The sequence below is a fragment of the Synergistaceae bacterium genome, assembly GCA_012521675.1.
Lineage (GTDB): Bacteria > Synergistota > Synergistia > Synergistales > Aminobacteriaceae > JAAYLU01.
In genome coordinates this window covers 1-9,736 of record JAAYLU010000101.1, presented here as the reverse complement: position 1 = coordinate 9,736, position 9,736 = coordinate 1, and the positions used below count along the sequence as shown (strand labels likewise).

The 9,736-nt window shown below is 62.0% G+C and carries 10 protein-coding genes; 7 read left to right on the top strand and 3 right to left on the bottom strand.

Annotation, left to right across the window (positions count from 1 at the left end):
* The first annotated feature begins 83 nt into the window (after positions 1–83).
* The gene (locus tag GX181_09310) at positions 84–950 is read left to right on the top strand and encodes a hypothetical protein (protein NLM72138.1); all 867 of its coding nucleotides are present in this window, start codon (positions 84–86) and stop codon (positions 948–950) included.
* A gap of 63 nt (positions 951–1,013) precedes the next feature.
* Positions 1,014–1,478 (top strand): chemotaxis protein CheW, encoded by a 465-nt coding sequence (locus tag GX181_09305; GenBank protein ID NLM72137.1) that lies wholly within the window; start codon positions 1,014–1,016, stop codon positions 1,476–1,478.
* A 197-nt stretch (positions 1,479–1,675) separates the two neighbouring features.
* Here the strand turns inward: GX181_09305 and fdhD are convergent, their stop codons facing one another.
* The 3 genes from fdhD to zupT are packed head-to-tail and all read right to left on the bottom strand — an operon-like array spanning position 1,676 to position 4,418.
* On the bottom strand, positions 1,676–2,452 hold the full coding sequence (fdhD, locus tag GX181_09300) for a formate dehydrogenase accessory sulfurtransferase FdhD (protein ID NLM72136.1): 777 nt from the start codon (positions 2,450–2,452) through the stop codon (positions 1,676–1,678).
* A gap of 1 nt (position 2,453) precedes the next feature.
* Positions 2,454–3,584 carry a M20 family metallopeptidase gene (locus GX181_09295; GenBank protein ID NLM72135.1) on the bottom strand — a complete coding sequence of 377 codons (1,131 nt, stop codon included), beginning with the start codon at positions 3,582–3,584 and terminating at the stop codon, positions 2,454–2,456.
* Between the two features lie 18 nt (positions 3,585–3,602).
* Positions 3,603–4,418 carry a zinc transporter ZupT gene (gene zupT, locus GX181_09290; protein NLM72134.1) on the bottom strand — a complete coding sequence of 272 codons (816 nt, stop codon included), beginning with the start codon at positions 4,416–4,418 and terminating at the stop codon, positions 3,603–3,605.
* A 162-nt stretch (positions 4,419–4,580) separates the two neighbouring features.
* Between zupT and GX181_09285 the strand changes: the two genes are divergently transcribed.
* The 5 genes from GX181_09285 to GX181_09265 all read left to right on the top strand — a co-directional run.
* Entirely contained in the window at positions 4,581–5,558 is a 978-nt protein-coding gene (locus GX181_09285; GenBank protein ID NLM72133.1) for a hypothetical protein, read from the top strand.
* A gap of 128 nt (positions 5,559–5,686) precedes the next feature.
* Complete coding sequence (locus GX181_09280; GenBank protein ID NLM72132.1) at positions 5,687–7,195, top strand: glutathione ABC transporter substrate-binding protein; 1,509 nt, start codon at positions 5,687–5,689, stop codon at positions 7,193–7,195.
* Positions 7,196–7,273: 78 nt separating this feature from the next.
* On the top strand, positions 7,274–8,209 hold the full coding sequence (locus GX181_09275; GenBank protein NLM72131.1) for an ABC transporter permease: 936 nt from the start codon (positions 7,274–7,276) through the stop codon (positions 8,207–8,209).
* Between the two features lie 18 nt (positions 8,210–8,227).
* The gene (locus tag GX181_09270; GenBank protein ID NLM72130.1) at positions 8,228–9,136 is read left to right on the top strand and encodes an ABC transporter permease; all 909 of its coding nucleotides are present in this window, start codon (positions 8,228–8,230) and stop codon (positions 9,134–9,136) included.
* A 16-nt stretch (positions 9,137–9,152) separates the two neighbouring features.
* Positions 9,153–9,736, top strand: a 584-nt coding sequence (locus GX181_09265) for an ABC transporter ATP-binding protein (GenBank protein ID NLM72129.1), incomplete at its 3' end; no start/stop codon positions are given.

The window sequence follows — 9,736 nt, the reverse complement described above, 5'->3', positions numbered from 1 at the left end:
TAGACAGCTCCCGCAACGTGCTGGAACGGGCCTCCGACATGAGCGCCGCCGCGGAGCAGAGCAGCGCCTCCATCGAGGAGGTAATAGCCCTTGCAGGCAGGGTGCTGACCAACTCGCGCGACGCCTCGACCGCGGTCGAGGAGACCAACGCCGGCATCCAGGAGGTCTCAGCAGGCGCCCAGGCGGGCGCCCGAGCGGCGGCCGAGACGGGCGAGAGAGCGCATGAGATATCCGCGGCCGCCGAGCAGGGAGGAACGGCCCTGGAGGAGATGGTTCACATGATAGGTGCTGTCTCCTGTTCCGGAGCCAAGGTCAGCTCCGCGGTGGAGGACCTTGCCGCCTCCGTGTCCGGCATCACCGGCTTTGTCGACACAATAGCGAGCATAGCCGACCAGACCAACCTCCTTGCCCTCAACGCCGCCATAGAGGCAGCGCGTGCGGGGGAGGCGGGGCGTGGTTTCGCCGTCGTCGCCGAGGAGGTAAGGAAGCTCGCCGAGGAGTCCAACCGCGCCGCCGGCGAGGTCGGCCGCGTCATAGGCGAGATAGCGGACAAGACGGAGAACGCCCGGGCCGATCAGAGGGGCAGCGTGGAGCAGATCCGGAGGCTTGTGGAACGTGCCAAGGCCACCAAGGAGACTATAGACGACGTGGTGGTCAAGGTCGGCGCCATAAGCGAGAACGTCCAGTCCATAGCCGCGACCATGCAGGAACAGTCGGCCAGCGCCGAGGAGATGACCGCGGGCATGGACAACGTCGCTCATACCAGCGCGGAGATAGCCGAGCAGATCGGCCATATGAACAGCTCCATGGACGAGCAAGGCCGCATGACCGAGAGCATGGCGGCGACCGCGACCGACCTGGTGAGGCTGTCCGAGGAGATGGAGAAGTCCGTGGCGAGGTTCAGGGTGGAGGCGAGTCCGGCTTTGACAAAACCTGCCTCTCGTCGTTAAAATGTCCGTTAGAATAACTAAGACAATTTTCTTTCACCATACGCAGAGAAAGGGGGACTCGCAATGGCGGAACAGCAGCTGGTCGTTTTCGGCCTCGGCAAAGAGGAGTTCGGCATCGACATATCCCGCGTGCGCGAGATAGTCAAGCTGCAGCACATCACCACGATTCCACGGTCGATGGACTTCGTGGAGGGCATAGTCAACCTCAGGGGGCTGATTGTTCCCATAGTCGACCTGTGCAAGAGGTTCCTCGTGGCGGACAGGAGCGAGTCCGAGGACGCCGACCGCCGCATAATAGTGGTGAACATGTCGGGGCAGAATATAGGCATCCTCGTCGACGAGGTCTCGGAGATCCTGCGAATACCGGACGAGTCCATCGAGCCAACTCCCCCGATAGTCGCAAGCGGCGTCAACACCGACTTCATCAGAGGGGTGGCGAAGGTGAACGGCAGGCTGATCATCTTCCTGGACCTCGACCGTATATTCTCCGCCGAGGAGCAAGAGGCCATGGCCCAGGCCTTGGAATAACCGTCGAAAAGAGGCGATGATCTTCGCCGGCCTGAAAAGTGTCACCGTCCGACGACGGCTGAGCATATACTGCGCGGACGCGTCCTGCGGCGGGTTTTTTCCGGCCCTCCGTAGGATGTGTTTGCTATTCGCCTGCTGCCTGGTTCGCCCGGTCCCCGCCTCGGCCCCCCTTCTTCAAGGACCCTGACGGCGAGCCCTCAGGGGACGACAAGCCCGGGTAAAGTGTAGACGTTCATCCTCTCTCCCCTGACGAATCCCGCCAGCACCATGCCGCCTCTCTCCGCGGCCTCGGCCCCGTCGGCTGTGGCTGCCGATACGCTCCCCATGAACGGGATCCCCGCGGCGAGGGCCTTCACCACCATGTCCAGCGGCAGCCTGCCGGACACGAGAATAGCGGACTCCCCGAGCGGCGCGCCGTTCATCACAGCCCATCCGACGACCTTGTCCACCGCATTGTGACGCCCTATGTCCTCGGCCATGAAAAGCCTCTCCCCGCCCACCGAGACCAGAGCGGCGACGTGAGTGCCCCCGGTGGCGCGAAAGATCGGAGCCTCGGCCAGCCAGGCGGCCCCCTCCCGAAGCACCGAGGCCCTGATCCACAGCCCTCCGGAGATCGCACCCTCCAGCCTCTGCTCCACCCCCTCGGCCAGCTCGGACTCCGACGTCGACAGCAGGCGCCTCGGGCAAGGCAGCCCTTCCAGCCGCCTGCTGCGCACCACTGACACGACGCCGGTGGAGACATCTAATTTTCTCACGTCCTCCGAATGCTCGATCAGGCGACGGCACTTCAGATGCCCCACAGCCCAGAAATCCTCGTGACCGGCGGTGCAGACGGCGGTCACCTCCTCGACCCCGTCCAGCACCAAGGTAACGCGGCTCTCCCTCAGCAGGGAGTCGTCCTCCCTTCGCGACTTCCCGCCCTCTATGCGAAGGATCTCCCTGGTGGAGAGCAACGAGGCGCGCTCGTCCGTCATGCTAGAGCTTCGCCCCCGGCAGACGCTCCAGCAGCTTCACGAGCATGTCGAACCTCGCCGAGAGGGTTGCCAGGTTCAGGTACTCGTCTACCGAATGAGAGTTGCCCCCCATAGGTCCCATGCCGTCCACTGTGGGAATGCCCAGAGCGGCGGTGAAGTTTCCGTCCGACCCTCCCCCGGTGGACTGCCAGGCAAACTCGACCCCCGCCTCTTTCCCCGCATCGTCGACCAGAGCGCACAGCTTCAAAGTCCTCTCGTCCGGGTTCATCGGCGGCCTGGTCAGGATCAGCTCCGCCTCCACCTTCACGCCGGGGGTGAAGGGGCTCGCCTTAAGCTCCACCAGCCTGGCGGCCAGACGATCCGCCTCCTCCTCGACCTTCACACGCACATCGGCCGTCAATTCGGCCCTCTCCGGCACGACGTTCACCCCGGTTCCCCCGGACACGATCCCGACGTTCACAGTGGTTCCGAGCTCCGGACTGGCGAGCGAGTGCAGCTCCATCACCCATCTGGCCATCTCGCTCACCGAGTTTATACCCTTCTCCGGCTCCACCCCCGCGTGTGCGGCCCTGCCCTTGAAGACCGCCTCTATATGCCCGATCCCCTTGCGCTCGTTCACCAGGTTGCCGCTCGCCCTGGCGGGCTCCAGCACTATCGTCGCTCTGCTCTCCCTCGCCAGCCGCTCGATCCACTGGCGGGCGTTGCGCGAGCCGACCTCCTCCTCGCTGTTGAGCGCGACACAGTACGACCCGGCGATCCCCCTCGCCGAGATCTCCCGCGCGGCGTAAAGGGAGAACAGCAGGCCGGACTTCATGTCTATGACACCGGGGCCGTACGCCCTCTCCCCGTCGCGGGTGAAGGGCCTCTCCGCGACGACCCCCCTCGGGAAGACCGTGTCCATGTGCCCGAGGATCAGTGCGTCGTACGGTGCCGCGCCGTTCGTGATCTCCAGACACTCACCCGCCTCCGGCCCTATGTCCACCCTCTTGACGGTCCATCCCGCCTCGGTGAAGGCTTTCTCGAAGAAGGCCGCCATCCTGCCGACCCCCTCCAGGTCGTAAGAGTGGCTATCGATGTTCACCAAATGCTCGAGATCCTTTAAAAACCGCTCCTCGTCCAGCTTGTATTTCATAAAACGCCCCCCTTTCGCCTACAGAAACAGCAGCAGGCTCACCGCCATTATCATCATGCCCAGAACAAGTCCGTATATCGAAATATGGTGCTCACCGTACTTCCTCGCCGCCGGCAGGAGCTGGTCCACCGAGATGAAGACCATTATCCCGGCCACGGCCGCGAATACCACCCCGAAGAGAGCATCGGTAAGAAAGGGCATCAGTACCAGCCATGCCAGCAGCGCCCCCAGTGGCTCGGCGACTCCCGACAGGAAGGAGTAGCAGAAGGCCTTCCTCCGGCTGCCGGTGGCGTAGTAGATCGGCACAGAGACTGCTATCCCCTCCGGGATGTTGTGTATGGCAATCGCGAACGCTATCGGAACCCCCAGGTGGGGATCCTGCAGCCCGGCCATAAAGGTCGCTATCCCCTCCGGGAAGTTGTGGATCGCAATGGCTATCGCGGTCATCAGCCCCATCCGCAGAAGCGACCGCTCTCGTCCAAGCTCGCCCGCTCGCCCCCTGATCTCCTCCACACGGTGCGGCTCGTGCGGGTTCTCCTCCGACGGCACGAACTTGTCGATCAGCATCACCGCAATAATCCCGGCGAAGAACGACGTCGCAGTCGCCCACGCTCCTTCGGTCTCTCCGAGGGCGGACTGAAGAGCGGTCTGCGCCTTGAAGAAGATCTCCACCATCGAGACGTATATCATCACCCCGGCGGAGAGGCCGAGGGAGAAAGCCAGAAAGCGGGTGTTGGTGCGCTTGGTGAAGAACGCCAGTGCACTGCCGATACCTGTGGACAGTCCGGCCAGCAGAGTCAGGCTCAGTGCGAAGAGTACATTTCCATTTTCCATGAACACCGACCTCCTTTGTCGTCAGGTAGCCCGTCGGATGCGGATAGGATTACTATAGTTTTCACCGCATGAGAAGTCAATGAGAGCCCTCGGGCCCTTTACTAAACGGCCCCGTGGCGCTAATCTTTTGGGGGGTCGGATTCTCGACGGGGAGGTGAGCACGTGGATCGACTTGACCTTCTCTTTCTGTTTGACGAGGACAATCCTTGCTGGACGGAGAAGCTGATTCGCATGGCCGGAGAGGACCCGGCGCCTCTGTCATTCTTGGCCGAGTCCGGCCTTGTCGAGCGCGGGGCCGAGGCGTGGCGTCTGACCGACAATGGCAGAAGGGCGTTCATCAAGACCGCCGAGGCGAACTACCTGGCGGCCTTCCCCGGCACCGAGATCGACTCGGAGGATGCCTGCCTTTTCCGAACCCGCCTCCGTCTGCTGCTGGACGGAAAGCACCTTCAACGATGGGGAAAGAAGGAATTCATCTCGCGCGCCCGCTTTCCCATCCCAAGCCTGCCGGACGGGAGGATCTTCTCGGAGAATCCCCTGACCTGGCTCTGGCCGGACGACCCGGTCTTCGCGAGGATGAGGGATGAGTGGCCCGTGGTAGGGCTGGCCGCCAGGGAGAAGTCGCCTCCCTCTCCCGGCGCGGCGTTTGAGTGGCTGGAGGCATCGGGCGAGGGGCTTGCCTTCTTCGAGGCCGACCTGCTGCACCTGAGCCGCTACGACTTCCAGTCCTACTCCCACATACCTCGCTCACCGAACGACCCATGGGGACTGCTCAACGCCGACCGCTTCTTCTGCGTCCGCCAACCCGTACACGAAAAGCCGAATGGACACGCCCTGCTGTCCACCATCGGACGCTTTCAGCTGGCGCTGGAGGTACTGCGCAGGATGATCCTGCCCGGCTACATGGATCATGACAGCTTCGACCAGAGCGCGGTGAACTGGCTTGTCTTCGTCTGCGATGATGAGAAGGAAGCGGAGGCGCTCATCTCGCTGCTACGCCCCTTCAGACGCGAGCTGATTCGCCCCGCCGCGCCTATGGAGGTATGGGCGCTGGACATGGAGTCGCTTGCGGCTTTTCCCGAGAGGGCGGAGAACATTCACGATCTGCTGCCCATCGTCGCCAAGCCTATAGTTCGCTAGGCGCAATGGCAAATTTCAGACATTTGCATCATATATGGTGAGGTTTGTTTTTCCACTCATCCACATGATACAATCCTACACAAGCAATAATTCAGTACTAAAATACTACAGGAAGGAAGTGCAAGTGAATGAAGGTATCCCGTATCACGTTTTTTGCGATGGCTCTTGTCGTGCTCTTCTCGGCATCGGCTTTCGCCTCGGAGCTCAAGGTAGCGCAGGTGGCGGACATATCCAGCATGGATCCCCACAAGGTCAACGATGTCTACTCAGCCAACGTCATCCGCCAGGTCTACAGCAACCTGGTGCAGGTGAACGAGCTGATGCAGATCATCCCGGACCTTGCGGAGAACTGGGAGAACCCCGACAACCTGACGTGGGTGTTCCACCTGCGCAAGGGCGTCAAGTTCCACAACGGCGAGCCGGTGACAGCCTCCGACGTCAAGTTCACCCTCGACAGGATGAGAGATCCCGCTACCGCCGCGCCCGGCGCGTCGCATGTCAAGGAGATCAAGTCCGTAGAGGTCGTAGACGAGAACACAGTCAAGCTCGTGACCGAGCGGCCCTACGCTCCCATGCTGATGAGCCTCACCCGCTACGAGGCCGTCATTCTGAACCAGAAGGCCGTTGAGGAGGCAGGGGCGGACTACGGCAGCAAGGTTGCGATCGGCTGTGGCCCGTACAGATTCGTAAGCTGGTCGAGGGGCGACAAGATAATCCTCGAGCGCAACGACGACTACTTCGACGGCCCCGCCAAGATCGAGAGACTGGTCTTCCGCAGCATACCCGAGGACGGCACCAGGATGATAGAGCTCGAGTCCGGCGGGATCGACCTCATCCCCGCGAACTTCCCTTACGCCGAGTTCGCCGACTTCCGCCAGAACGAGAACTTCAAGACCTACACCTGCCCGGCGATGGCGACAAACTACCTTGGGCTGGACGTCGAGGCCAAGCCGCTCGACAACAAGCTCGTCCGCCAGGCGATCAACTACGCCGTGGACAAGCAGGCCATAGTGGACGCGGTCTACTTCGGGCTCGGCATGCCCGCCCAGGGACCGCTCTCCCCCGTCATCTGGGGCTTCGACTTCAACAGGATGGCGGTATACCCCTACAACCCGGACAAGGCTAAGGAGCTTCTCGCCGAGGCTGGCTTCGCCGATGGCTTCGAGATGACCATCTTCTGCGACGCGAGAACCGAGCGTACCAGCACCGCCGAGCTCATCCAGGCATTCCTGGCCGACATCGGCGTCAATGCGAAGATCGAGATAATGGAGTGGAGCACGCTGCTCACCGAGACCGCGAAGGGCATCGGCGGGGGCTTCCTGCTGGGATGGACCGGCACGGGCGACGCGGACGGCGGACTTGTGCCGATCATCCACTCGGTCAACATAGGCTCCTCAAACCGCTTCCGCTACACCAACAAGGAGCTTGACGATCTTCTCGACAGGGGAGGCGCGGAGCTCGACGAGGCCGCGCGCCGCCAGATCTACGTCGAGGCGCAGGACCTGATAGTCGACGAGTGCCCGCTGATCTTCCTCGCAGTCCAGGAGATAACGGCGGCTTCGTCCAACAAGGTCGAAGGGTTCAAGCCCTATCCGAACTTCATCTCCCCCCTTCACGGGGTTTCCCTCGCTGAATAACAGGACGTCCAAACGCGCGGTCTTCCAGAGCTCTCGCTCCGGGAGACCGCGCTCACAATATGCGGGAGTGTGTTGCCTATGCTTCGTTATTTCCTGAGGAGGATACTGCTCCTCATACCCGTTTTACTTGGAGTCTCGATCGTCATCTTCTCGATCGTCCACCTCTCCCCCGGAGACCCGGCGGAGGTGATGCTGGGACCCAGCGCCACGCAGGAGGACATAGCCAATTTAAGGGAGCAGCTGGGCCTGAACAGGCCCCTTTACGTTCAGTACGGGGCGTTTCTGGGCAACGCGCTCAAGGGGGATCTCGGGCGCTCGATAAGGTCCAACGCTCCGGTCATAGAGGAGGTCCTCGAACGATTCCCCGCGACCCTCACTTTGGCGATCCTGGGAATGGTTTTCGCGGTGGGGATCGGCCTTCCACTCGGCCTGATGGCCGCGCTTAAGCAGAACACATGGGTGGACGCCCTGTGCAGCTTCATCGCACTGGCGGGTTTCTCAATACCCAACTTCTGGATAGCCCTGATGCTGATGCTGTTACTGTCCATCTACATCCCCATCCTTCCTTCGTCCGGAATGGACTCCTGGAAGAACCTCATAATGCCTACGATAGTCCTCGGCGTCCAGACCATGGCGGTAATAGCCAGGATGACCAGGTCGAGCATGCTCGAGGTCATACGACAGGACTACGTCCGGACGGCGAAGGCGAAGGGGATCTCGGACCGCCTCATCCTCACCCGCCACATACTGAGCAACGTGATGATCCCGGTGGTCACGATAGCGGGGCTCTACTTCGGCCACTCCCTCGGCGGAGTGGTGGTGACGGAGACGGTCTTTTCCATCCCCGGCCTGGGGCGGCTGATCGTTGACGCCATTCGCCAGCACGACTACCCGGTGGTTCAGGGAGGAGTGCTCTTCTTCGCCCTGTGCGTCGGCGTAGTGAATCTTATGGTCGACCTGCTCTACGCGGTGCTCGATCCGAGGATCAAGGCCCAGTACCGAGCGGCCAGATGACGGAGAGGAGAGGAATCAATGAATAACGTCTGCAACAGCTCGCCCTCCATCGTCGTGTCGGCCGGAGGCAAGGCCCGCGAGAAGAGACGCAGCCCATGGTGGGAGGTGTGGCGCCGTCTGAGGAGAAACAAGGCGGCCATTGTGGGGATGGTGACCATTATCATTCTGGTCCTCGTGGCCATATTCGCCCCCTTCCTGACCCCGTACGAGCCGAACAAGACGGACATGAAGTCGCGGCTCCAGAGGCCATCCATGGCCCATCCCCTCGGCACGGACAACTTCGGGCGCGACATGTTCAGCCGCGTGCTTTACGGCAGCCGCATCTCGCTCTACGTGGGCTTCGTGGCGGTCGGGATAGGAGCGATCCTCGGAGGAGTATTCGGCGCCATCGGGGGCTACTACGGAGGGCGTCTCGACAACATCATAATGAGAAGCATGGACGTCCTGCTCGCAATACCGCAGATAATCCTGGCGATCGCAATAGTCGGGGCCCTCGGCGCAAACCTCGTGAACCTGATGATTGCCGTGGGCATCAGCCAGGTACCGCGCTACGCCCGGATCGTCCGCGCCTCCACCCTCACAGTTAGGGGACAGGAGTTCGTCGAGGCTGCGAAGGCCGTCGGCGCAAGCGACTTTCGGATAATCACCGAAAACATTCTGCCGAACTGCATGGCGCCGATAATCGTTCAGAGCACCCTCGGCGTGGCTCACGCGATCCTGTCGGCAGCAGCCCTTTCCTTCCTGGGGCTGGGGGTCCAGCCGCCGACTCCGGAGTGGGGATCCATGCTGAGCGCCGGGCGACAGTTCCTGCGCCAGGCGCCCTATCTTTCGGTGTTTCCCGGGCTCGCCATCTCCATAGTCGTGCTGGCCCTCAACATTTTCGGCGACGGATTGCGGGACTCGCTTGATCCCAAGCTGCGCCAGTAGGCCTGGAGGAAGTTTTATGAACGCCCTTTTGGAAGTTTCCGATCTCAGCGTAGTATACAAGACATTCGAAGGTACCGTGGAGGCGGTCAACGGCCTGGGCTTCTCCCTGCACAGGGGGCGCACCCTGGGTCTCGTCGGGGAGAGCGGCGCAGGCAAGACCACCACCGCACTCTCCATAATGGGGCTCGTCCCCTCCCCTCCCGGAGTGATCGAGGACGGAAGGATAGTCTTCGACGGCACGGAGCTGCTCAAACTGCCCGAGCGGGAGATGAAGAAGATCCGTGGAAACAGCATCTCCATGATCTTCCAGGACCCGATGACCTCCCTGAACCCGGTGGTCACGGTAGGACTGCAGATCTCCGAGGCCCTCGTCGCCCACCAGGATCTGACAGAGGCGGAGGCCGAGAGGCGTGCCGTCGAGATGCTGGAGAAGGTGCAGATACCGGGCGCCCGCTACAGGGAATACCCGCACGAGTTCAGCGGCGGAATGCGTCAGCGGGTGGTCATAGCGATGGCGCTGGCCTGCAACCCATCGCTGATAATCGCCGACGAGCCCACCACTGCGCTCGACGTGACCATCCAGGCGCAGGTGCTTGAGCT

Bases quoted from the DNA above. Each gene is read 5' to 3' on its own strand.
- GX181_09295 (NLM72135.1), bottom strand. From the start codon at position 3,584: ATGAAATACAAGCTGGACGAGGAGCGGTTTTTAAAGGATCTCGAGCAT.
- fdhD (NLM72136.1), bottom strand. From the start codon at position 2,452: ATGACGGACGAGCGCGCCTCGTTGCTCTCCACCAGGGAGATCCTTCGC.
- zupT (NLM72134.1), bottom strand. From the start codon at position 4,418: ATGGAAAATGGAAATGTACTCTTCGCACTGAGCCTGACTCTGCTGGCC.
- GX181_09280 (NLM72132.1), top strand. From the start codon at position 5,687: ATGAAGGTATCCCGTATCACGTTTTTTGCGATGGCTCTTGTCGTGCTC.
- GX181_09270 (NLM72130.1), top strand. From the start codon at position 8,228: ATGAATAACGTCTGCAACAGCTCGCCCTCCATCGTCGTGTCGGCCGGA.
- GX181_09275 (NLM72131.1), top strand. From the start codon at position 7,274: ATGCTTCGTTATTTCCTGAGGAGGATACTGCTCCTCATACCCGTTTTA.
- GX181_09305 (NLM72137.1), top strand. From the start codon at position 1,014: ATGGCGGAACAGCAGCTGGTCGTTTTCGGCCTCGGCAAAGAGGAGTTC.